Origin of the sequence: Bradyrhizobium sp. 164 (genome assembly GCF_023073715.1) — a bacterium.
Classification (GTDB): Bacteria; Pseudomonadota; Alphaproteobacteria; order Rhizobiales; family Xanthobacteraceae; genus Bradyrhizobium.
Window position 1 is genome coordinate 144,062 of the sequence record NZ_JADPKA010000018.1, and the last position, 23,053, is coordinate 167,114.

The 23,053-nt window shown below is 64.3% G+C and carries 22 protein-coding genes; 14 read left to right on the forward strand and 8 right to left on the reverse strand.

Features of this window, described 5'->3' with window-relative positions; genetic code table 11:
- Positions 1-11: 11 nt before the first annotated feature.
- Positions 12-887, reverse strand: a complete 876-nt coding sequence (locus IVB01_RS06830) for an S-methyl-5'-thioadenosine phosphorylase (RefSeq protein WP_247281943.1) — start codon at positions 885-887, stop codon at positions 12-14.
- A 254-nt stretch (positions 888-1,141) separates the two neighbouring features.
- Positions 1,142-1,414, reverse strand: coding sequence for a phosphopantetheine-binding protein (locus IVB01_RS06835; RefSeq protein ID WP_247281944.1), 273 nt, complete (start codon positions 1,412-1,414; stop codon positions 1,142-1,144).
- A gap of 358 nt (positions 1,415-1,772) precedes the next feature.
- On the opposite strand from IVB01_RS06835, the gene IVB01_RS06840 reads away from it, so the two are divergent.
- From IVB01_RS06840 to IVB01_RS06875, 8 genes are all read left to right on the forward strand, one after another.
- Positions 1,773-2,990 (forward strand): acyl-CoA dehydrogenase family protein, encoded by a 1,218-nt coding sequence (locus IVB01_RS06840; protein WP_247494321.1) that lies wholly within the window; start codon positions 1,773-1,775, stop codon positions 2,988-2,990.
- Positions 2,991-3,063: 73 nt separating this feature from the next.
- Positions 3,064-4,044 carry an amino acid--[acyl-carrier-protein] ligase gene (locus tag IVB01_RS06845; RefSeq protein ID WP_247281946.1) on the forward strand — a complete coding sequence of 327 codons (981 nt, stop codon included), beginning with the start codon at positions 3,064-3,066 and terminating at the stop codon, positions 4,042-4,044.
- A 41-nt stretch (positions 4,045-4,085) separates the two neighbouring features.
- On the forward strand, positions 4,086-4,961 hold the full coding sequence (locus tag IVB01_RS06850) for an acyl-CoA acyltransferase (protein WP_247281947.1): 876 nt from the start codon (positions 4,086-4,088) through the stop codon (positions 4,959-4,961).
- Positions 4,962-5,253: 292 nt separating this feature from the next.
- Positions 5,254-5,820: a PAS-domain containing protein gene (locus IVB01_RS06855; protein ID WP_247494322.1), complete on the forward strand. Its 567-nt coding sequence runs from the start codon at positions 5,254-5,256 to the stop codon at positions 5,818-5,820.
- The gene (locus IVB01_RS06860) at positions 5,742-8,120 is read left to right on the forward strand and encodes a PAS-domain containing protein (protein ID WP_247494332.1); all 2,379 of its coding nucleotides are present in this window, start codon (positions 5,742-5,744) and stop codon (positions 8,118-8,120) included. The genes IVB01_RS06855 and IVB01_RS06860 overlap by 79 nt, the downstream gene beginning before the upstream one ends.
- A 204-nt stretch (positions 8,121-8,324) precedes the next feature.
- Positions 8,325-9,302 carry a tripartite tricarboxylate transporter substrate binding protein gene (locus IVB01_RS06865; protein ID WP_247494323.1) on the forward strand — a complete coding sequence of 326 codons (978 nt, stop codon included), beginning with the start codon at positions 8,325-8,327 and terminating at the stop codon, positions 9,300-9,302.
- Between the two features lie 154 nt (positions 9,303-9,456).
- Positions 9,457-9,942, forward strand: coding sequence for a tripartite tricarboxylate transporter TctB family protein (locus IVB01_RS06870; RefSeq protein WP_247281950.1), 486 nt, complete (start codon positions 9,457-9,459; stop codon positions 9,940-9,942).
- 4 nt (positions 9,943-9,946) lie between these two features.
- Complete coding sequence (locus tag IVB01_RS06875; protein ID WP_247281951.1) at positions 9,947-11,455, forward strand: tripartite tricarboxylate transporter permease; 1,509 nt, start codon at positions 9,947-9,949, stop codon at positions 11,453-11,455.
- Between the two features lie 88 nt (positions 11,456-11,543).
- On the opposite strand, the gene IVB01_RS06880 is transcribed toward IVB01_RS06875, so the two are convergent.
- Entirely contained in the window at positions 11,544-13,238 is a 1,695-nt protein-coding gene (locus IVB01_RS06880; RefSeq protein WP_247281952.1) for a bifunctional diguanylate cyclase/phosphodiesterase, read from the reverse strand.
- 220 nt (positions 13,239-13,458) lie between these two features.
- On the opposite strand from IVB01_RS06880, the gene IVB01_RS06885 reads away from it, so the two are divergent.
- The gene (locus tag IVB01_RS06885; protein WP_247282053.1) at positions 13,459-13,719 is read left to right on the forward strand and encodes a hypothetical protein; all 261 of its coding nucleotides are present in this window, start codon (positions 13,459-13,461) and stop codon (positions 13,717-13,719) included.
- On the opposite strand, the gene IVB01_RS06890 is transcribed toward IVB01_RS06885, so the two are convergent.
- From IVB01_RS06890 to mtgA, 3 genes are all read right to left on the reverse strand, one after another.
- Complete coding sequence (locus tag IVB01_RS06890) at positions 13,720-14,373, reverse strand: hypothetical protein (RefSeq protein WP_247282054.1); 654 nt, start codon at positions 14,371-14,373, stop codon at positions 13,720-13,722.
- A 140-nt stretch (positions 14,374-14,513) separates the two neighbouring features.
- Complete coding sequence (gene rpmF / locus IVB01_RS06895) at positions 14,514-14,696, reverse strand: 50S ribosomal protein L32 (RefSeq protein ID WP_007598106.1); 183 nt, start codon at positions 14,694-14,696, stop codon at positions 14,514-14,516.
- 170 nt (positions 14,697-14,866) lie between these two features.
- Positions 14,867-15,541: a monofunctional biosynthetic peptidoglycan transglycosylase gene (gene mtgA, locus IVB01_RS06900; protein ID WP_247281953.1), complete on the reverse strand. Its 675-nt coding sequence runs from the start codon at positions 15,539-15,541 to the stop codon at positions 14,867-14,869.
- Between the two features lie 160 nt (positions 15,542-15,701).
- Between mtgA and IVB01_RS06905 the strand changes: the two genes are divergently transcribed.
- On the forward strand, positions 15,702-16,625 hold the full coding sequence (locus tag IVB01_RS06905; protein ID WP_247281954.1) for a polyprenyl synthetase family protein: 924 nt from the start codon (positions 15,702-15,704) through the stop codon (positions 16,623-16,625).
- 9 nt (positions 16,626-16,634) lie between these two features.
- Entirely contained in the window at positions 16,635-17,327 is a 693-nt protein-coding gene (locus IVB01_RS06910; RefSeq protein ID WP_247281955.1) for a DUF1345 domain-containing protein, read from the forward strand.
- A gap of 60 nt (positions 17,328-17,387) precedes the next feature.
- Here IVB01_RS06910 and IVB01_RS06915 read toward each other — a convergent pair whose 3' ends face one another.
- A complete protein-coding gene (locus tag IVB01_RS06915) occupies positions 17,388-19,208 on the reverse strand; it encodes a caspase family protein (protein ID WP_247281956.1) in 1,821 nt (606 codons plus the stop codon).
- A gap of 177 nt (positions 19,209-19,385) precedes the next feature.
- Positions 19,386-19,814 carry a GFA family protein gene (locus IVB01_RS06920; RefSeq protein WP_247282055.1) on the reverse strand — a complete coding sequence of 143 codons (429 nt, stop codon included), beginning with the start codon at positions 19,812-19,814 and terminating at the stop codon, positions 19,386-19,388.
- A gap of 95 nt (positions 19,815-19,909) precedes the next feature.
- On the opposite strand from IVB01_RS06920, the gene IVB01_RS06925 reads away from it, so the two are divergent.
- The 3 genes from IVB01_RS06925 (at position 19,910) to IVB01_RS06935 (ending at position 22,963) form a co-directional block, all read left to right on the forward strand.
- Positions 19,910-20,284 carry a nuclear transport factor 2 family protein gene (locus IVB01_RS06925; protein WP_247281957.1) on the forward strand — a complete coding sequence of 125 codons (375 nt, stop codon included), beginning with the start codon at positions 19,910-19,912 and terminating at the stop codon, positions 20,282-20,284.
- Between the two features lie 165 nt (positions 20,285-20,449).
- The gene (gene bla / locus IVB01_RS06930) at positions 20,450-21,307 is read left to right on the forward strand and encodes a class A beta-lactamase (RefSeq protein WP_247281958.1); all 858 of its coding nucleotides are present in this window, start codon (positions 20,450-20,452) and stop codon (positions 21,305-21,307) included.
- Between the two features lie 48 nt (positions 21,308-21,355).
- The gene (locus tag IVB01_RS06935; protein ID WP_247281959.1) at positions 21,356-22,963 is read left to right on the forward strand and encodes a Na+/H+ antiporter; all 1,608 of its coding nucleotides are present in this window, start codon (positions 21,356-21,358) and stop codon (positions 22,961-22,963) included.
- Positions 22,964-23,053: the final 90 nt, after the last annotated feature.

Here is a 23,053-nt window from a genome sequence, read left to right on the forward strand (position 1 = left end):
TGCCTTTCGTCTCAACCGCGCAGGATGCGCCCCGCCACCGCATCGAGTTTCTTCAAAAGCTCGGGATCCCGGGCCTCGTGCGCCGTGATCAGGGCGGTGTCGAGCGCGCGATCCGAGCCGATCGGGCACGGCTCATGTTCGCGCGGAAAATCCCTTGCCAGCCGCGCGACCAGCGCCTTCGCCTTGTCGGCGTTCGAATTCAGCACACGGATGATGTCCTGCACGGTCACGGCATCGTGGTCGGGATGCCAGCAGTCGAAATCCGTCACCATCGCAACGGTGGCATAGCAAATTTCGGCTTCCCGCGCGAGCTTGGCCTCGGGCATGTTGGTCATGCCGATCACGGAATAGCCCAGCGTCTTGTAAGTCATGCTCTCCGCATAAGTGGAGAATTGCGGCCCCTCCATGCAGACATAGGTGCCGCTACGCGCGATTGCGATCCCCTCGGCTTCGGCCGCTGCGGCAAGATGGATTCGCAGCCGTGGCGAGACCGGATGGGCCATCGAGACATGGGCGACGCAGCCGCGGCCGAAGAACGAGCTCTCGCGCTTGTGGGTGCGGTCGACGAACTGATCGACCAGCACGAAGGTGCCGGGCGGAAGTTCCTCCCTGAAGGAGCCGCAGGCCGACAGCGAGATCAGGTCGGTGACACCTGCGCGCTTCAGGACGTCGATATTGGCGCGGTAGTTGATGTCGGAGGGCGACAGTCGGTGTCCCTTGTCGTGCCGCGGAAGGAACACGATCGGCAAGCCGGCGATGGAGCCGCGGCGCAGGGGCGCTGACGGCTCGCCCCAGGGGCTCTTGATCTCCTCTTCGTGCGCACCCTCTAGGCCCGGCAGATCATAGATGCCGGAACCGCCGATGATGCCCAATACCGCCTGCGTCATGCCTGCTCCATCCCATCCGCCACGTGCGACATGGTCAAGCTATGCCAGTTTTGCGCCAGATTTGGAACGGGGTGGTGGTGTGGTCAGGAAACGGGCGCTATCGCCACGCCATCGGTGTCGCCTTGGCGAAAGCAGGACCCATACTGCGACGTCTATCGGTTGCGAACGGTCTTTGTCCCGAACGACCGGTCTCCGCAAAACTGCTCCCTGGGAAATGGGTCTTGGCTTTCGCCAGAACGACCGCAGTGGTTCAACTAAGCTGCGTTCGCCGGCTGCAGCTGAGCTGCGATCATCCGCTCCAGCGTCTCGACGGTCTGGAAATTCTCCGGCGTGATTTCGGCTTGCGGGATGGTGAAGTCGAACTCGGCCTCGACGCCGAGCATCAGATTGACCATGTCCATCGAGGTCAGGCCGACATCGACGAGCTTCGCCGATGGCGTGATGTCCGCCGTGAGCGAGTTCTGTTCGATGATGCCCTTCACCAGCTTGATGATGCGATTGCGCATGTCGGTATTGAAAGCCTGCATCGGCAAATTCCCATCTGTCTATCGGAGGCGGACCGGACTGCCGGCTACGATGGGCACGGCCAGTCGATCCCGCAATGGGCGCGAGGATTACTTCGTCCTTCTTAGTAAACGATGACTCAGATTGACTAAAATTTGGAGGGCTCTTCCAGAATCCTAACGGGTCCGCTGAATTTCGGCCCCCTCCAACAACCTGACCTTAACTGTTCGTTCGGAATTGGGCTTTGTTTACCCTCTATTTCATCGACGAATTTGAATTAAATCCGTAGCCTCGTCTCACAAGCAAAGATGGTCGGAGGATCGCCGGCGGCATCGCGAATGATGGCGGCGATCTCGAACGGCGAACCGGAGGCGGACGAGCATGAACGTGCGTGAAGCAGTCCTCACTGTCGACGAAACGCAGACGAGCTTTCTCGAGCAGGGCCCCTCCCTGATCGAGCGTGCCGCCCGGACAGCCGCTGCCGCAGCGGCCGACGCAGACGGGGTCGATCGCGACGCCCGCTTCCCCCACAAGGCTTTCGAGGTTGCGCGCGAGCAGAAACTGCTTGGCGTCATGATCCCGGTCGAATTCGGCGGCTTTGGCGCCTCAATCTACGATGTCACCGACATCTGCTATACGCTCGGACGCGCCTGCGCTTCCACCGCGATGATCTACGCGATGCACCAGACCAAGGTTGCCTGCGTCGTCAGGCACGGCCACGGCATCCCCTGGATGGAAACCATGATGCGCCGGGTCGCGCGCGACCAGTGGCTGCTCGCCTCTTCCACCACCGAGGGACAGAACGGCGGCAACATCCGCGCCAGCGCCGCCGCCGTCGATCACGCCGGCGACATCGTGTCGCTAGTACGCGACGCCACCGTGATCTCCTACGGCGCCGAAGCCGACGGTCTCGTCACCATCGCCCGCCGCGCCACTGACGCTGCCGCTTCCGACCAAGTGCTGCTGGCACTCGCCAAGGACGATTATTCGCTGAAGCGCACGCTGGGTTGGGAAACGCTCGGCATGCGCGGCACCTGCTCGACCGGTTTCGAGCTGAAGGTGGATTGCCCCGCCGACCGCGTTTTCCGGGAATCCTATGACAAGATCCACGCCCAGACCATGACGCCATTCGCGCATCTATGCTGGTCGTCCGCTTGGGCCGGCATTGCCGCCGCCGCGGTGACCCGTGCGCAGGCCTTCATTCGCAAAGCGGCCCGCAGCTCCGGCGGACAAATGCCGCCGGCCGCGGCGCATTTCACCGCCGCGAAGATGTCACTCGCAAAGCTGCGCGCGCTGATCGCTGCCAACATCGACGCCTTCGCCGGCGCCGAGCATGACGAGCGCGCGCTGAGCTCGCTCGACTTCCAATCCTCGATCACGCTTTTAAAGGTGCAGGCCTCCGAGCTCGCGGTCGAGACTGTGATGCATGCGATGCGCACAGCGGGCCTTTCCGGCTACCGCAACGACGGTGAGTTCACCATGGGCCGCCACCTGCGCGACGTTCTGTCGTCGCCGATCATGATCAACAATGACCGTATTCTCGCCAACGCCGCGACATCGACGCTGATGAGCGGCGTTCCATTGAGCCTTCGTGACTGACGTGCCTTCATGACCGACTAGCCTTGGCGACTGAACCAACAAGAACAATTTGAGATAGCAGGACATCAACTCCATGAACATTGCCGTCCTCCCCAATTCGCCCGCGACCGCACCAGAGATCATCGATCCGCTCGATCATCTCATCGACAAGCTATTCCACCGCATGGGCTCGGACGGGGTCTACGCCCGCACCGCGCTCTACGAGGGCATCGTCGAGAAGCTCGCCACGCTGATCACTGGCCATCGCGAGGCCGGAACCGAGGTGATGCGCTTTCCGCCGGTGATGAGCCGGGCTCAGCTGGAGAAATCCGGCTACCTCAAGAGCTTTCCGAACCTGCTCGGCTGCGTCTGCGGGCTGCACGGCACCGAACGCGAGATCAACGCTGCGGTGAGCCGCTTTGATGCCGGTGGCGACTGGACCTCATCGCTCTCGCCGGCCGACCTCGTGCTGTCGCCAGCCGCCTGCTATCCCGTCTACCCGATCGCAGCAAGCCGAGGCCAATTGCCGAAGGGCGGTCTGCGCTTCGACGTCGCCGCCGATTGCTTCCGCCGCGAGCCGTCAAAGCATCTCGACCGCCTGCAATCGTTCCGGATGCGCGAATATGTCTGTATCGGCAGCCCCGATGACGTCGCCGACTTCCGCGAGCGCTGGATGGTGCGCGCGCAGGCGATCGCCCGCGACCTCGGCCTGACCTTCCGCGTCGACTACGCCAGCGATCCTTTCTTCGGCCGCGTCGGCCAGATGAAGGCGGTGAGCCAGAAGCAGCAGCAGCTGAAGTTCGAGCTCCTGATCCCGCTGCGCTCGGAGCAGCAGCCGACCGCCTGCATGAGCTTCAACTATCACCGCGAGCATTTCGGCACGACCTGGGGCATTCAGGATGCCAATGGCGAGCCGGCCCACACCGGCTGCGTTGCCTTCGGCATGGACCGGCTCGCGGTCGCCCTGTTTCACACCCACGGCACTGATACCGCTTCCTGGCCAGCCAGGGTGCGGGACGTCCTGGGCTTACAGCCGCATGTTGCGGCCGAGGCCCACGGCGAAGGCTGGCGCTAACGGAACTCACGAGGCTGACCATTTCCACGGGCAAGACGAGCGTGATCCACACCAAGGTCCGATGCCGCGAAATCACCGAGCCCGATGTCGAAGCCATCGCGGACCTGCTGACGGGCGGCTTCATCGGCCGCTCGCGGGACTATTGGATACAAGGCCTGCGCCGGCAGGCTTTCCGGACCGTGCCGGAGGGCTATCCGCGCTTCGGCTACATGCTCGAGGATGACGGCACACCGGTCGGCGTACTGCTATTGATCTACACGGCGCGCCAGCACGGCGAAGAGACCGCCATCCAGTGCAATTTGTCGAGCTGGTATGTCGATCCGGCCTACCGCAACTACGCGCCGCTGCTGACCAAGATCGCGCAGCGGCACAAGGACGTCACTTATCTCAACATCAGCCCGGCGCCGTGGACCTGGCCGATCATCGAGACGCAGGGCTTTCGCGCCTATTGCTGCGGGATATTCTTCTCGGTGCCTGCGCTGGCGCGCCCCCCGCGCTGGAGCACGATCGAGGTGATCTCGCCGCACGCCAAGGCGATCCAGGGGCTTGGCGAACCCGAGACCGAGTTGCTGACACGACATGCGCGCTACAATTGCCTCAGCCTCGTCTGCCGCACACCGGAGGGAACGTTCCCCTTCATCCTGCAACCGGTGCGCATCCGCCGCGGCTTCATTGCGCCGCCTGCGATGAAGCTGATCTACTGCCGCAACACCGCCGAATATGCCACTTGCGCCGGCCGGATCGGCCGGCTGTTGCTGCGGCTCGGCAAGATTGCGGTGGCCGTCGATTCCAACGGCCCGCTTCCCGGCCTCGTCGGCCTCTACACCGAACGGCGCGGCCGCAAATATTTCAAGGGCCCGCACCGGCCGCAGCTCGCCGATCTCACCGACACGGAACTGGTGCTGTACGGGCCTTGAGCAGGCCGGCAGACTGCGCCTTGGCCCGTCATCCGGAGGTGCTCGCCCTGTGCAGCGCGGCACGCCTCGAAGGATGAACCGGCCGCGATGCAGCCGGCCCGACGCCCTTCCAGATCTCAGCTATGCTCCGGCACCTCAGGATGACAGTGATACTCCGTGCACACGCATCTCTGCACCGCCGGTCACTCTCCGTAAACTACTGCCCTTAAGGGAATTTTCCGGCCTCTTCGCTACCCTCGGCGGCTGAATTACGTCGCGTTAAGTCTATTGCCCGCCGAGATCCACGACTCTCATGATGTCGACCCGCGAGAACGAGCATGGTGCACACCGCGAACAGGCCCCCGAGGCCCTGGTCGCGCCCAGCCAGCTTGCGCTCGACCACATGGAGCAGGGCGTCTGCGTCTACGATGCCCACAACCGGATCGTGCTGGTCAATCAGCGCTACCTCACGCTGTTCGACATGTCGGCCGATATCGTGCGGGTGGGCACGAGCTATCGCGAGGTGCTTGCCCACAGCGCGACGCGCGGAAACTTTCCGCAGGACGAGATTGATGCACTTTACTCGGCGCGGTTGGCGCAAATTGCAGGGGGCAAGCCATTCCGCACCGAACAGCGGCTTGCCAGCGGCCTCGTCATGGCGCTCGAGCTGAAGCCTCTCCCCGGCGGCGGCTGGATGACGATCTGCGACGACGTCAGTCGTCTCGCCGACTCGAGGCGGAATTGCGCGTGCAGACGGAGCGTAGCCAGCACGCGCTCGCGAACATGTCGCACGGCCTCATCATGTACGATGCCGACAGCCGCGTCGTCGTCTGCAACGGCCGGTTCCTTGACCTTTACAACCTCGACTCCGAAATCGTGAAGCCGGGCATCTCGCACAGCACAGTGATCGAGCACTGGATGTCGCGCGGCAACCTGACGGGCATGTCGGCCGATGAGTTCCATCACACCAGGCTGGCTGACGTGCGCGCCAGGAAAGCGAAAACCCTGCTGGTCATGCGCTATGACGGGCGGATGGTGCAGGCGGTCTCCCGCTTCCTTCCCGACGGCGGCTGGGTGACGGTGCACGAGGACGTCACCGAGCGGCTGCAATACGAGGAAACGCTGAGGCAGCAGAACTTCATCCTCGATGCGGCGCTGGAGAACATGGCGCACGGACTCGCTTTCTACGATAGCGAGATGCGGCTTCGCGTCTGCAACACCACCTACCGCACGATCTGCCGACTGTCGCCCGAGGAGACACGGCCCGGCACGCATCTTTCCGAGCTGATCGAGCGGTCGATGGCGAACGGCGCGTTCGCTTCCGAATACAGCCCGCAACAACTCCTGGAAGCCGCCAGCGCGAGGATCGCGAACCGCGATTCCTCGCCGATGCGACGGCGCATGTCCAACGGGATCGTGATCTCGGTGCGCTATTGTGCACTGCCCGATGGCGGCTTCGTCGCCACCTACGAGGACATCACCGAACGCGAGCGCGCCATCGAGGAGCTGAGCGAGCAGTATCGACGTTTCGACGCCGCATTGAACAACATGAGCCAGGGCCTGTGCATGCTCGATTCGAGCCTGCGCGTCATCGTCTGCAACCGCCGCTATATCGAGATGTACGGCCTCTCGACCGAGATCGTGAAGCCGGGCGTCTCGATGCGCGAGATCATGGAGCACAGCTGCGAGCTCGGCATCCATCCGAACACCACGGGCGCGCGGCTCTATGCCGACTATGTCGAGAGGCTGCGCGAGGGCGAGCACACGCTGCATCGCCATTTGAGCGACGGCCGCATCATCAAGCTCAATCACAAGCGGATGGAGCTTGGCGGCTGGGTCGTCACCTATGAGGATGTCACCGAGCGCCACAAGGCCCAGGCCCGCGTCGCGCACATGGCACGCCACGATTCGCTGACAGACCTGCCCAATCGCACGCTGTTCCGCGAGAAGATGAGCGAGGGGCTGAACCAGGTCGCGATCGCCGGCGGCGCGATGGCGGTGCTGTGTTTCGACCTCGATAATTTCAAGACCGTCAACGACCGCCTCGGCCACGCGGCAGGCGACCGCCTGCTGCGCTGGGTTGCGGCGCGGCTGAAGGAGAATGTCGGCGAGCATGATACCGTCGCGCGGCTCGGCGGCGACGAATTCGCCGTGCTCCAACGCGGACCGCAGCCGCAATCGGCTGAAAAGCTCGCCCGTCGCCTGGTCGAGATCATCGGCCACCCCCCGCCGCTGGAAAACCAGTCGATCCATATCGGCGTCTCCGTCGGTATCGCGGTCGCGCCCGACCACGGGCTCGATGCCGACGAGCTAATGAAATGCGCCGACCTCGCCCTTTACCAGGCTAAGGCCAAGGGCCGCGGCGCCTATCAGCTGTTCGAGCCCGAGATGGAGGAAGAGGCGCGCAGCCGGCATGCGCTGGAGCACGATCTGCGCGGCGCGTTGGAAGCACGTGAATTCCATCTCGTGTTCCAGCCGCAAGTGCGGCTCGACAATTCCGAGCTGACCGGCTTCGAAGCGCTGTTGCGCTGGAAGCATCCCTCGCGCGGCTTCGTCTCGCCGGCCGAATTCATTCCGATCGCGGAAGAGACCGGGCTGATCGTCCCGATCGGCGAAAGGGTGCTGCGAACCGCCTGTGCGTCCGCTGTATCCTGGCCCGAGGTCACCATCGCGGTAAACCTGTCGCCGGTGCAGTTCCGCTCGCGCGGCTTGGTGACGATGGTCACGAGCGCACTTGCGGAAGCCGGCCTGTCGCCACAACGCCTCGAGCTCGAGGTCACCGAGACGGCGCTGCTCGACGACAGCGAGGCGACGATAGAGATCCTGCACCAGCTCCGCGCACTCGGCGTGCGGGTCAGCCTCGACGATTTTGGCGTCGGCTATTCCTCGCTGAGCTATTTGCGCAAATTTCCGTTCGATCGCATCAAGATCGACCGCTCTTTCGTCGGCACCCTCGGCGAGAGCCCCGAAAGCGTCGCCATCGTCCGCACCATCGCCAGCCTCGGCTCCGTGCTCGGGGTCGAGACCACGGCGGAGGGGGTGGAGACCGCGGAGCAACTCGACTTCGTGCGCGAATGCGGCTGCACCGCCGTGCAGGGCTATTATTTCGGCAAGCCGTGCCCGGCGGCCGAAGTCGGCGGCATCATCGAGACGCTGAGCGCAATCCGGCGCGTGGCGTAGCGGCTTCGCCCGCTCAAATTCCGTATCTCGGCACGCCGCCGAACGACCAATTGTCGCATGGATGGTTTCCGGCGGAAGTGCCGTCTCGCTCCTTGCCTGGCACAGACGCAATGGCGCTTTTCTTCTCTCGTGATTTCGGGAACAATCGTCCCACAAAATGAGAGACGGCGGCTTGAGCGAGGCCGCTGCGAGGGAGGCGTTTCTATGTCGCGATCCGGGCTGAAGACGATTGCCTTTGCCGCCATACATGCGGTCATAGGCGCAGTGCTCTCCACTGCCACCAGTGCGCAGGACTATCCTACCAAGCCGATTACGCTGATCGTGCCCTGGCCGGCCGGTGGTTCGACTGACATCTCGATGCGGGCGATCGCCGACAGCGCTTCGAAGGTCCTGGGTCAGCCCATCGTGATCGACAACAAGGCCGGCGGCGGCGGCACCGTGGGGCCTGCAACCATGGCCGCGGCCGCGAAGCCGGATGGCTACACCATCTCCCAGATCCCGATCACCGTCTTCCGCTTGCCCTTGATGCAGGAGGTGTCATGGGATCCGGCGAAGGATTTTACCTACATCATCCATCTCACCGGCTATACCTTCGGCGTCACCACCAACGCGGAGTCCCAGTTCAAGAGTTGGAAGGACGTGGTGGAGTTCGCCAAGGCGAACCCGGGCAAGGTGACCTACGCGACGCCGGGCACCGGCACCTCGCTGCACATCGGCATGGAGCAGATCGCGGCGATGTCCGGCATCAAGCTCACCCAGGTGCCGTTCAAAGGCGGCGCGGAAACCAACGCCGCGGTCCTGGGGCAGCATACAATGCTTCAGGCAGACTCCACGGGATGGCGGCCGCTGGTCGACGCTGGCAAGCTGCGGTTATTGATGGTGTGGACTGGTGCCCGCTCGCCGAATTACCCGGATGTACCGACGCTGAAGGAACTCGGCTATCCCGTGGTCTATGACTCCCCGTTCGGCATCGCCGGCCCGAAGGGGATGGATCCGAAAATCGTCGCCAAGCTGCACGATGCGTTCAAAAAGGCGGTCGAAGACCCGGCCGTCGTGGCAACGCTCGCCAAATATGACATGGTGCCGAACTACAAGAACACAGAGGATTACAAGAAGTTCGTTGTCGAGGTCACGGAGTCCGAGCGCAAGGTGATCGAGACACTCGGGCTGGCGAAGAAATAGGCTGAGCCGCTTCCGTGTCCCGGACGCGGTGCAGCGCTTCTTCAGCGATGCACCGCAGAGCCGGAACCACCTTGCCACGAACCATCGGACCTCCGGATCTGCAGCGCACCACTTCGTGCTGCGCAGCGTCCGGGGAACGGCTGAGAGACAAGCGATGAACAACCAAACCAACGTCAAACTCCGCCTCAGCAACTCCGAACTCTGGGGCGGGTCGATCGGGCTCGCACTCGGCGCCTTCGTGATCTGGTCGGGGCTGAAGCTCAAGCTCGGCACCATCAACGATCCCGGCTCCGGCTACGTGCTGTTCTACACGGGCATCCTGATATGCGTGTTCGCAACCAGCATCATCATCTCGGCAATCACCGAGGGCGGGCCAACGCTGGCCTCACGCTGGGAAAATGTGCGTTGGAGCAAGCCACTTCTCGTCATCGCCTGCCTCACCGCGTTCTCGTTCGCACTGGAGCCGCTGGGATTCCTGTTGTCGTCGATCCCGTTGATGCTGCTGCTGTTGCGCCTGATCGATCCCGTGCGCTGGACGCTGGCGATTCCAATCGCCGTGCTTGTTCCGCTCGGCATGTGGTGGGTGCTCAAGCGCCTGCTCTTGATTCAGCTGCCCTCTGGCCTGTTCGGGATCGGCTGATCGCATGGATACGCTCGCCAATGTCGCGCACGGGTTCGGCGTTGCGCTGACCTGGATCAACCTGCTCTATTGCTTCATCGGTGTCTTCATTGGCACGCTGGTCGGCGTGCTGCCGGGCATCGGGCCGATCTCGGCGATGTCGTTGCTGTTGCCGGTGACGCTGTCGGGCACGCCGGAATCCGGCATCATCATGATGGCCGGCATCTATTACGGCTCGATGTATGGCGGCTCGACCACGTCGATCCTGGTCAACATCCCCGGCGAAGCTGCCTCCGTTGTCACCTGCATCGACGGCCACCAGATGGCGAAGCAGGGCCGCGCCGGCCCCGCGCTCGGCATCTCCGCCTTCGGTTCCTTCATCGCCGGCACTTTTGCGCTGATCGCGCTGATGCTGGTGGCGCCGAGGCTTGCCAGTATCGCCATCGCCTTTGGCCCGGCCGAGTATTTCAGCCTGATGGTGCTCGGCCTCGTCGTGCTCACTTTCCTGACCCAGGGCTCGATGCCGAAGGCGCTGCTGATGGCCTGCATCGGCGTCGTGCTCGGCCTGATCGGCCTCGACAGCATCACGGCGCAGCCGCGATTGACCTTCGGCCGCATGGAGTTGATCGACGGCATCGGCCTCGTGCCCGTCGTGATGGGCCTGTTCGGCGTCGCCGAGGTGCTGCTCAACACCGAGCAGGCGATCAAGCGCGACATCATCAACACCAAGATCACGCAGCTCTTGCCCAACAAGGCCGATTGGCAGGCGAGCGCCGGTCCCGTAGCACGCGGTACGCTGCTCGGCTTTCTGCTCGGCATCCTGCCGGGTGGCGGCGCCGTGGTGGCCTCGTTCGCGTCTTACGCGCTGGAGAAGCGGCTGTCGAAAACGCCGGAGCGGTTCGGCCAAGGCGCGATCGAGGGCGTCGCAGGCCCCGAATCCGCCAACAATGCGGCGGCCGGCGGCGCGTTCATTCCGCTGATGACCTTGGGAATCCCTCCGAACGTGGTGATGGCGCTGCTGCTCGGCGCGTTCGTCATTCACGGCCTGCAACCGGGGCCGCTGCTGATCACACAAAACCCCGGCCTGTTCTGGGGCATCGTCGCCAGCATGTATATCGGCAACGTCATGTTGCTGATCCTCAATCTGCCGATGATCGGCATGTGGGTGCAACTGCTCAAGCTGCCCTATAACATCCTCTTCCCCCTGATCATCCTGTTCACGATCCTGGGCGTCTACTGCTCCAGCAACAACGTGTTCGACGTTTACGTGATGATCGCGTTCGGGATCATCGGTTATTTCATGCGCAAGCTCGGCTATGAGCCCGCGCCACTGGTACTCGCCTTCGTGCTCGGACCGATGCTGGAGAACAATCTGCGCAAGTCGCTGATCCTGTCGCAGGGCGATCTCTGGACCTTCGTGCAGCGGCCGATCTCGGCGGCGTGTCTTGCGCTGGCGATGGTGCTGCTGATCGCACCACTGTTGCCCGCGCTGCGCAAGAAGCGTGAGCTGGTGGCGTTGGACGAAGGGGCGTGAGGAGGTTTATACTTACTGCCTGACGTATCCGCCCTCTCCCGCAAAGGAGAGGTGAAGCGAGATCCCCGCGCGACGAAAACGAAAACACCTACCCTGCCGCAGGCAGCGCATTGTCCGGCGGTGCGCCCCATGGCCGCTCGGCTGAGGCGAGGCCGATCAGACGACCCTGGATGTAGTCGCAGCCCCAGTCGCGCAGCATGCTTGCGGCCTCTTCGTCCTGCACCCATTCGGCGACCGTCTTGATTTCGAGGCGGCGGGCGAGGTCGATCAGGGTCTGCACGAAGGCGCGATCGTCGGCGGACCGCGTGACGTTCTGAACGAAGGCGCCGTCGATCTTGACGATGTCGACGCCGAGCTTGCGCAGGTTCCTGAAGGAGGTGTAGCCGGCGCCAAAATCGTCGATGGCAATGCGGCTGCCGAAATTCTTCAGCCGCGTGACAAAGCCGCGGACATCATCGATGTCCTGAATCGCGACCGTTTCGGTGATCTCGACGATCAGCCGCTCGGCGACGCCGGGATGAGCCAGCATCAGCGACTCGATCCCCGCCCACCAATCGGGATCCATGGTCGTATCGGGCGAGATGTTGAGGCTGAGGCAGATGTCGGGTGCAGCCGCGAGCTCGGCGACCACGAGCTCGAGCACGCGATGATCGACGAGGCGAATCAGACCGAGCCGTTCGGCGACCGGCACGATGTCGGGTGCGAGCAGCACCTGGCCATCGCCCTGATCCATCCGCACCAGGCATTCGTGGAACGCGCGTTCGCGCGAGGCGGCCGAGACCACCGGCTCATAGGCGAGCTTGATGCGGCGCTCGTTCAGCGCGGTGACGATCTCGTCGGTGACGCGGATGTTAACGCGGCGCTGCGCGTCGCGCGCGGGATCCGGGCGCCATGCGGCGAACGAGCCGACGCGGCGGCGCTTTGCGGCGTCGAGCGTCTCATGGGCGCGGTTGACCGCCTCGTCGGTGGTGCGGGCATAGCGCGGCACGCTGACCGCGCCGATCGACGCGGTGACCGAGACCGGGCCTGATTTCGTCGGTACCACCTCGTCCCGGATGCCGGCGAGGAAGCGCTCGGCGGCAACGTTCATGTCGTCGACGGTGCAGTTCTTCAGGATCAGGCCGAACTTGTTGCCGGAGAAGCGGCCGAGCACGTCGCCGCCGCGCAAGCGCGCGCGAATGCGCTTGGCGACGTCGAGGATCACCGCGTCGGCAACGTCGAAGCCGAAGGCGTCGTTGACGCGGGCGAGATGATCGATGCCGACCAGCATGAAGGCTGCGGTCGAGCGGAAGCGGGTCGTCTCCTCGATCGCCTCGGCCAGTGACGCGATCAGATGGGAGCGGTTGAGCTCGCCGGTGAGCGGATCGAGCCGGGCCAGCTTCGTCAATTCCTCGTCGCGGGCATGACGCTCGTTGTTGATGCGGACGGAGCCGATCGCGCGCGTGGGGCGGCCGTCGGGACCGGCAAACCAGCGGCCGGTTTCCTCGACCCAGATCACAGGATCGGAAGCACTCATGCGCACGCCGTACTCGACCCGATAAGGCGTGCCGCCGGCACCGTGCACGGCAGAGGTCTGCGCCAGCGCAGCGCTCCGTAGCGATTGCGCAGGCTCGATCAGCTTGGCAAATTCGGCCCCGGTGGCGAGCCGCTCGGCGGGAATGCCCGGGAAGACGGCGCTGACCTGTTCACCCCAGACGATGACGTCGCTGGCGATGTCCCAGGCGAACACGGCCTGGCCGAGTGCGGCCAGGATGTCGGAGGCTTGCGGCAATGCTGGGGTCAAAGTCGCCTCGTTTCGGGACAGCGGGAAGTCCTGAGCCGGCACAGGATAGAGCCAGATTCGGCCTCGACCCTAGGCAAAGTTGATAAACAATTTGGAAACCACGTTTGTCGGCACCCGGGAACCAATCCGGCCCGGCCGGCATAGGGCTTGCGAGTACATGGCACGCACCGGCGCCAGCGTCCCGAAACGCGACAATCCCGCCGGATCAACGGTGATTGCGATGTTGAGTACTGATCGAGCGGACGCAGGAGACAACGGGACAGGCACGGCCCTCGTGCCGCTGATGCCGACGTTGCAGTGGGTCCATAAGGCACCGCTGCCGCGACCCGATCCGAGCTTCGTCACCCAGCTGATCGCCAATGCCGAGCAATTGCCCCAGGCGAGCCGGCTGCGCCGCGCCTCGTCCGAAGATGCGCAGATGGCCTATGGCAGCAAGCGCCCGCTGCCGAGCGTCAGCGCGCGGACACGGCAGGTGGCTTGATCAGCGCGGCGGTGTATCCGGCGAGGAAGGCGTGCCGTTGCCCGGCTGAAGATGCGGCGAGGGGATTTCCGGCGACGGCGCGCTTTGCACCGGCTTCGGCGCGGGATGATCCGTCAGCACGGATTCGGCGACGGATTGCGCCGAGGGTGCGGGTGGCACGACCGGTGCCGGCTGTGGCGCGATCACCGGCTCGAATTTGCGCTCGGACGCCACATCGTCCGCCGACGCTTCGGCCTGGCGCTTGGCCTTGCGTGGCGCAGCCATCGTCGTCTCGGCGACATAGGTGACGCGACGGCGCGTGCGCTGGGCGATGCCGCCGAGGAAGTCGGCCATCGCGAGCAGCACAAGCAGGAAATAGGTGGAATTGCCGAATTTGGGCCACATCACGAATTCGGCGGCGGCCGCGCCGAACACGATCAGCGACAGCAGGTGATCCATCAGGAATTTCGAGCCGGGCCGCGCGCCTTTGACCACCTCGAGCAGCAGCAGCACCACCCCGAGCGCGAGCAGCAGATCGGCAAGCGTGACCGGCCAAGTCTCGCCGGACACCATCGGCACCTTAAACAGCACGTCCGTAAAGGACACCGTCGGCATCAGGAAGGCGATGATATTGTAGACCGCGAGCGGAATCAGAAGTAGCGGGAAACCGACCATCGGCAAGATGCCTTCTCGATCAAGATATCCGGACAGGATAATACAGCGGCGAAGCATTTGCTCCGCCGCCTCCCCGTCTATCTCATGGGGTGGCCGAAATCAGGCAGGCCAATCGGCCCGCCCGAAGAAAGGTCCTGCCCTCAGGACTCTTTCTTCTTCAGGACCTGGCGACCCTTGTACATGCCGGTCTTGAGGTCGAGATGGTGCGGACGACGGAGCTCGCCGGAGTCCTTGTCTTCCACATAGGTCGGCTTCTTGATGGCATCGGCCGAGCGGCGCATGCCGCGGCGCGACGGCGAGGTTTTTCTTCTCGGAACGGCCATTTCAGTTATCCTCTAGGGATTGGTGTCATCAGGGCATCGTCCGCGAAGGGACGGCTCAGCACCCGCAATACGAGGCGAGCTGAATGCCGATCAAGGCCGCGCTTATAGAGGAAGGCTGGCCGTAAAGCTAGGCTCTTGGGCCGGAAAATACGCCCGGAATGGGCCCGGAATCAGCGATTTTCGTGCCAGCAGGTCGCAAGCGAGCTCGCCTGCCCCCGCGCCACATAGGTTGCTGCCAGCCGCCTGACACCCGGTCCGGGGGTCCGGGCACTGCGTTTGACCGGATTGGGCAGGATCGAGGCCAGAAGGGCGGCTTCCCGGGAGGAGAGGCTGGCGGCCGACTTGCCGAAGGCATAGAGGCTGGCCGCCTCGACGCCAAACTGCCCCTGCGGGCCGAGTTCTGCGATGTTGAGGTAGATCTCCAGGATTCGCTGCTTGGGCAAGACGAGGTCGATCCACAGAGCCAAAGGGAATTCCAGCGCCTTGCGGACGAAGTCCCGCCCCTGCCAGAGGAACAGGTTTTTTGCGACCTGCTGGGTGATGGTGGAGGCGCCCCGGAACGGCGTACCGTCCTCCTGGGCGTCATCGATCGCCTCGCGCAGCGCCCCCCAATCGATGCCGTGATGCTTGCAGAAATGCGCGTCCTCGGCGGCCACCACCGACCGCGGCAGATACGGCGACATCGCCGCCAGATCGATCCATTGGCGCTGCATCGGCGCGCCCCGAAGCGAACGCCAGGCTATCAGCGTCGAAACCGGATGGCCGGTCCGGTAAAACGGCGCGATCACATAGGGCGCGAGAGCCACGACCGCGAGCACGACCAGCAGGATCTTGACGATGCGCAAATCGACCTTTCCGGCGCAAAATGAAACGCGGCCACGGGCCGGCCATTAAGTCTGTGATAATTCGGGCCTTTTCCAGCAGTTTTTAGGCCTTCCAAACGATTGACTGGGGCCGACTCATAAAGGATTGTCCCGCCGAATTTTTGTTCTGGAGCCTTTCTTGATGACCGGCACGTCCCCGTCCGATTTCGCCAAACGTCTGGACAAGACCGCTGACGACACCGAGGCCCTGCTCGGGCGCCTGTTGTCGGACGACATCCTGCCCGATGAGATCGCCCGCCCCAAGCGACTGATGGACGCAATGCGCTATTCGAGCCTCAATGGCGGCAAGCGTCTGCGGCCGTTCCTGGTGGTCGAAAGCGCCGCCGTGTTCGGTGTGCCGCGCGAAGCCGCGCTGCTCGCGGGCGCGGCGCTCGAATGCATCCACTGCTACTCGCTGATCCATGACGACCTGCCGGCGATGGACAATTCGGACCTGCGCCGCGGCCGCCCCACCCTGCACAAGAAGACCGATGACGCCACCGCAATCCTCGCCGGCGACGGCCTGCTGACGCTCGCCTTCGACATCATCACCCGCGACGAGATCCATCGCGACGCCAATGTGCGGCTGCTGCTGACACGGGCGCTGGCGCGCTGCGCCGGCATTGGCGGCATGGTCGGTGGCCAGATCCTCGACCTCGCCGGCGAAGGCCGCTTCGGCGACCGCGAGCCCGTCGATGTCGCGCGCCTGCAGCAGATGAAGACGGGCGCGCTTCTGCGCTATGGCTGCATCGCCGGCGCGATCCTCGGCCAGGCCTCGAGTGCGGAATATCAGGCGCTCGACGATTACGGCCGTGCGCTCGGCGAAGCCTTCCAGATCGCCGACGATCTGCTCGACGTCGAGGGCGATGCGGCAGCGCTCGGCAAGCCCTCGGGCCAGGACGCCGCGCTTGGCAAGACCACCTTCGTCACCCAGCTCGGCATTGAAGGCGCCAAGCAGCGCGTGCGCGACCTGCTCGCGCGAGCCGACAGCGCTGTGTCGATCTTCGACGACCGCGCTGCGGTGCTGCAAGCCGCGGCGCGATTCGTCGCCGAACGGAAGAACTGACGCGCATCGATGGCCGCCGGCGGCAAAGAGGATCCCGTCCTCGCCCGCTTCCGCCAGATGTCGCGGCCGATGCAGCTGCTTTATGCACGGCCGCGAACGTTTGTTGCGGTCGCTGTCGGCATCCTTGTCTGCCTGCTGCTGCCGGGCACGCACCGGCTGGTGACGCGGCTCTTGTTCGGCTGGGACGCGCTGATCGCGGTCTACCTCGTGCTGGTCTATGCGATGATGCTGTGCAACGACCACCAGCACATTCGTCGCGCCGCTGCGATGCAGGACGACGGCCGCTTCGTCATCCTGCTGGTGACGGCGACCGGCGCCTTCGCGAGCATCGCGGCGATCGTCTCCGAGCTCGGCACGTCGCATCGCGGCGTCATGGAGCTGACGATCGCGATCACCACAATCGCACTGTCATGGGCTGCCGTGCACACGACCTTCGCGCTGCATTACGCGCATGATTATTATCGGCACGGTACGGCAGGAGGCCTTCAGTTTCCGAGCGGCGACAAGGAAGACCACGCCGATTATTGGGATTTCGTCTATTTCTCGTTCGTGATCGGCATGACCGCGCAGGTCTCCGACGTCGGCATCACCGACAAGACCATCCGCCGCACGGCAACGGCGCACGGCATCGTGTCGTTCATCTACAACACGGCGTTGCTGGCGCTGACGGTGAACATCGCGGCAAGCGCGATTGCGACCTGAACTCACTCCAAGGAATCGTGCTGGCATTCGCCAGGACGATTCCTTAGGGACACCCCGATCCTAGTAACAGACCTCGGCATTGGCGTCGTTGCCGGGGCCGCCTCCGCCGCGATATTCGAGATGGCAGCCGCGGTGGACCGGACGGCAGCCCCCGCTATTGCAGAACACCTGCCCGCCACCCTTAGCGCGACTGGCGCCAGCGGCGGCAGCAATGCCGGCGGCAGCACCGTAACCGTCCGCTGCGCCAGCGCCGGCGGACTGGCGACGCTGCCGTGCAGGACGTTCATCACCGTCGTCGCGCTTCGCAAGCGCAGGCTTGGCCGGCTTGGCGGCACGCTTCTTCTCGCACTCATTGTCGTCGTTGACCGCATAGCCGTCACGACAGACGATCTTGGTGCATTTATCACCGTCGACCTTGAAGCCGTGCTCACAGACCAGCGGGCAGACGCGCGACGGTTTCGACTTGACCGCATCGAGCGCATCGGTGCTCGCCACCTTCACGTCGAGCTTGGTGCCGGCATAACGGTTGAACTGCGACAGGGAGCGCTGCGAAGACGTATTCCAATTGCCGTCGGCCTGCCCGGAGAAGCAGCCGACGCGGCCGAGCTCGGACTGCACCGTGCGAGTGAGATCAGCCGGTGCGGTGGCGGGGGTCAGCGAGGCAACGTTGGTGCCGGCCGGACCGGCCGTGCTGGCCGGCGCACCGCCGGGTGCCGCAGCGGCGAGGTTGACGCGCTGCTGCTCTGCCACGGCTGCCTGCTGCTGCGCCTGCTCCTTCGCTTTCTGGGCGGCAAGCTGCGCCTGCTCAGCGGCTTTCGCATCGGCTGCGGCTTTGGCCTGCGCATCCTTCTGCGCACCAAGGGCGGCGAGGCGGTCGCGCTCGGCCTCGGCCTGTTTCGCCTTCGCGATCGCCGCCGCATGGGCCTGCTCGGCACCGATCTTCTCGAGCTGGAGCTTGGCCAAGCTCGCATAGAAACCGTCGGGATGCTGGGCGAGGAAGGCATCCCACGCCGCCCTGTTGCCGAGCTGGAGCGCGAGCTCGTAATCGCGGCGGATATCGGCCTGCGGGTTCGCCACAGGTGCCGCCGGAGCCGCCGCCGTCATCTTCACCGGCACCAGCGGAACATCCTCGCCGCCAAGCGAGCCATAGACGAACGGCTCCTGCTTGTTGCCAGTCGACTTGAGCACGTCGTCGCGGACGAATCCGAAGGCGCGGCGGACGTCGAGGCCCGGTGTCGCCAGATGCTTGGACAGCGCGACCGTGAACGGGCTGTTAGCGCCGTCGCCGTCCTGCGCCGTGAAGCCGGCTTTGGCCGAATAGGCGATCAACGTGTTGGGACTGGTCGGCTCGACCTGGGCGAGGCCGCGGCCGATGCCGCGCGAAGCGATTGTGCGCTTCATCCTCTTGCCGAACGGATTGTCGCGGCAGGCATCCAGGATCACCAGGCGGAGCTGCTTGGCGGGCTCGACTGCAACCAGGACGCGGTCGAGCGAGAGCGCCTCGTCGTAGACGTCGGTGTCGCGCTCGAGCCTGGCGTCGACCGGGATCAGATAGTTCGACCCCTCGACCTCGATGCCATGACCGGCATAATAGACCACGGCGATATCGGCATCGCGGGTCGCGTCCGCGAAGTCGCGGAGCACCCGCCGCGTGTCCAGCGCCGACAAATCGTGCCGGGAATCGACGATGTCGAAGCCGGCCTCCTTCAGCGTCTTGGCCATCACCGAACCGTCGTTGACCGGGTTGGCCAGCAACGGCGCATGCTGATAGGCCGAATTGGCGAGCACCAGCGCAACGCGCTTGCCGGCGAAAGCCGGATCAGTGCCAAACAGCAGCGCGAAGGCAAGGAGAAGCGGACAAAGTCTGAGCAAATTGCGCATGACACGACTTCCGAAATTCGGGCCGCTGGGCCCTTTGGGACCGCTTTAGCAGGATCCGCCACCGGCGCTTGTGATGGAGGTCACGAAGGCGGCGCCCGCAACCGGACGAAATACCCCTTTTGTTGGTCGCGCCAGCGCGGCCGTGGTTCGCCGGGAAGCAGATCGGGCCGGGTTCCCTCAGTCAACCCCGATATGCTCCCGATATTGCGGCAGGTCATCCGTGATCTCGTGCCAGGGCGCTTTCGAGCCCACGAAAATATGGGCGCTGGGCCGGATCGAGGGGGTGTCGATCAGAGCTCCCATAGCGACATGGGCCCATTTTCCCTCACGCACCTGGGAATAGAGCAAGGAGCCACAATGGGCGCAATGCACATCGTGGGTGATATCGTCGCCGAAAATAGTCCGCTGGTCGCCGCCCCTGACGATGCGGAGCTTGTCTCGCGCGATACCGGCGAACGGCTTGAAGGCGGAGCCGGTGGTGCGGCGGCAGTTCGAGCAATGGCAGTTCATCGCATAAGAGAATTCGTCGGCCACCTCGAAGCGCACTGCACGGCAATAGCATTCGCCGATCAGGATACGAGCGTTCGAAATCTCTGATCCAGTCATCATGATGTCCTTGCGCAAACGGTCTGGACATTCCATAGCGCATTTTGATGTGTACGACTAAGCTCGCCTCAAGCCATCATTCAAAGGGATGACCCATGAGCCCAAATCGTTCAAGTCTCGAAGCCGTCGTGCAATCCTATTTTGACGGCCTCTATGAGGGCGACGCCGAAAAGCTCGGCGCCATTTTCCATCCCTCCGCCGACCTGCGCTGGGTCGAGAAGGGCGAATTGCAGGTGCTGACCGTGCCGGACTGGCTCGACCGCGTGCGCAAGCGTCCCTCCGGCAAGGCTGAAGGCAAGCCGCGAGAGGATTTCATCGTCACCATCGACCGTTCTGACGACAAGACCGCCTTCGTCAAGGTCAGATGCCAGCTGCCGCCGCGCTATTTCACCGACTACCTGGTGGCGATGAAGCTCGCCGACGGTTGGCAGATTGTCTCGAAATCTTATCGATACGACCTGAGAGAGTGATGGGCTCAACCTTCCGCTGCCCGAAATCGGGCGCGCTCGTCTCCCATTCTCCATCATTGCGAGTGAAGCGAGGCAATCCAGAATCCCTCCGCTTCGCTCCGCTCGCAACGACAATGCGGATAGAGTGCGCCGCATCCCCCATCTTCATTCGCGCGAAAGTCCCCCATGCTGCTCGACCGCCGCTCCCTGCTTGCCTCGCTGTGCTGGATGGCCGCATCTCCTGCGCTGGCCGCGGATGCGCCGCCTGAACTCGAAACATACGAACGCGAGAGCGTCGGGCGGATTGGCGTCTATGCGGAAAATCTCGCGACCGGCGCCAAACTCGCTTGGCGCGCCGACGAGCGGTTTGTCATGTGCTCGACATTCAAGGCCTCGCTCGCGGCCTGTGTGCTGGCGCGGGTCGACCGCGGCGAGGAACAGCTTGCCGCCATGATTCCCTACGGCCAGGACGACCTCTTGGAATACGCGCCGGTCGCGAAGCAAAATCTGGCGGCCGGCGCAATGTCGGTCACCGAGATGTGCAAGGCGATCGTCGAGCTCAGCGACAACACTTGCGCCAATCTGCTGCTGGCGCGGATCGGCGGGCCGACCGCGCTCACCGCGTTCTGGCGATCAATCGGCGATACCACCTCGCGGCTCGACCACAACGAGCCCGAGCTCAACCGCTCCCAGCCGGGCGATCCCCGGGACACGACGACGCCGGCGGCGATGGCCGGGAACCTGCGCCGCATGATGCTGGGCGGAGCATTGTTGCCGGCCTCGCGCGCGCAGCTCACCGAATGGATGGTGAACTGCAAGACCGGTGCGAACCGGCTGCGCGGTGGCCTGCCCGCAGGCTGGAAGATCGGCGACAAGACCGGCTACAATGGCAAGGACGCAGCGGGCGACATCGCGGTGGCTTGGCCGAAGCCCGACACGCCGATCCTGCTTACGGCCTACGTCCAAGGCGGCACGCCGACTGCCGCACAGATCGCGGCGGCTTTCGCGCGGATCGGCCGGATGGTGGCCGAGCGGCTGGCGTGAGCCGCGCGCATTGACGTTGCCGCCGCTTCCGGGTCAAGACAGGCCATCATGGAAGCGAAGTTTCAGACCTTTCTCATCCTGCTGGCCGTGCTGGCAGGCGTGGCGCTGGCCGCACGCCGCTTCAACGTCGCCCCTGCCATCCTGCTGATGTTGGCCGGGGTCGGCCTCGCCTTCGTGCCGGGCATGCCGTCGGTTGAACTGCCGCCGGAACTGGTGCTGCTGATGGTGCTGCCACCGCTGATCTACTCGGCAAGCGTCGCTATGAGCTGGCGCGAGTTCAGGAAGAATTTGCGCCCGATCGTGCTGCTCGCGGTCGGCGCGGTGATCTTCACTGCGGCAATGGTGGCGGCCGCCACGCATTACATGATCGGCCTGCCCTGGACCGTTGCCTTCCTGTTGGGGGCCATCGTCGCGCCGCCCGACGTGGTGGCGCCGCTCGCCATCGCACGCCGGCTGCACATGCCGCGGCGAATCCTGGTCGTGCTCGAGGGCGAAGGGCTCGCCAACGACGCCACCGCGCTGATCCTGTACCGCTTTGCGCTCGCTGCAATCATGGTCGGCCATTTCTCGCTGCCACTGGCGGCCGGCGAATTCCTCCTCATCATCGCCGGCGAGATCGCCTTCGGCATCGGCGTGGGGTGGCTTTCCCTGCGTCTCCGCAAATGGTCGGGGGATCCGCAGGTCGAGCTCACGCTGTCGCTGATCACGCCTTACGTCTCCTATTGGCTGCCCGAACATGTTGGCGGCTCCGGCGTGATCGCGACGGTCGCCTGCGGCCTTTATGTGAGCTGGAACGGCCCGCTGCTGATTTCTTCCGCGACGCGCCTGCAGGGCATCTTCTTCTGGGACCTCGTGATCTATTTGATCGAAGGCCTCTTGTTCCTGCTCACCGGCTTTCAGATGCGCGCGCTGTACGAGAAGTCGAAGGCCTTTCCGCTCGACGACATCGTGATCGCGACCGCCGTGGTCCTGGTGATCGTCGTCATTGCGCGCTTCGCCTGGCTCTATCCCGCGACCTATCTACCGCGGATGTTCAGCAAATCGCTGCGCGAGCGCGATCCGTCGCCGCCCTGGCAATGGGTGTTCACGCTCGCCTTCACCGGCGTGCGCGGCGCGGTGTCGCTGGCGGCTGCGCTGGCGCTGCCGTTCACCCTGCCGAGCGGCGAGGCGTTCCCATATCGCGACCTGATCCTGTTCGTCGCTTTCGGCGTCATCTTCATCACCCTGATCGGTGTCGGCCTGACGCTGCCGCCGGTGGTGCGCTGGCTCGGCGTCGCCGAGGCCGGCCGCAACGAGCATGTCGGCGAGCATGAGGCCGAGATCGCCGCGCGTCGTCAGGCTCTCGAGGCAGCACTCAAATCGCTCGACGCGCTGACAGCGGAGAAGGAGGTGTCCGACGAGGTGATGCGGCTCCTCCGTGCTCGCCACGAGATCCGCATCAGCCAGCTTCCGGATTTGCTCGATCCTACGCACCACGACGTCTCCGCCGCCGGCATCGCGTTGACCCGGGAGCTGATCGTCGCCGAGCGCAAATTCATCCACGACCTGCTGCGCGACGGCCAAATCACCGACGAGACAAGGCGAAGGATCGAGCGCGACCTGGACCTTGAGGAGGCGAGTTTGGCGAATCGGGAGTATCGGGGCGCGCCGCTGTAGCTTCCCGCCGTCATTGCGAGCGCACCGAAGCAATCCAGACTCTTTCCACCGCGGCCGCCTGGACTGCCTCGTTGCGCTCGCAATGACAGT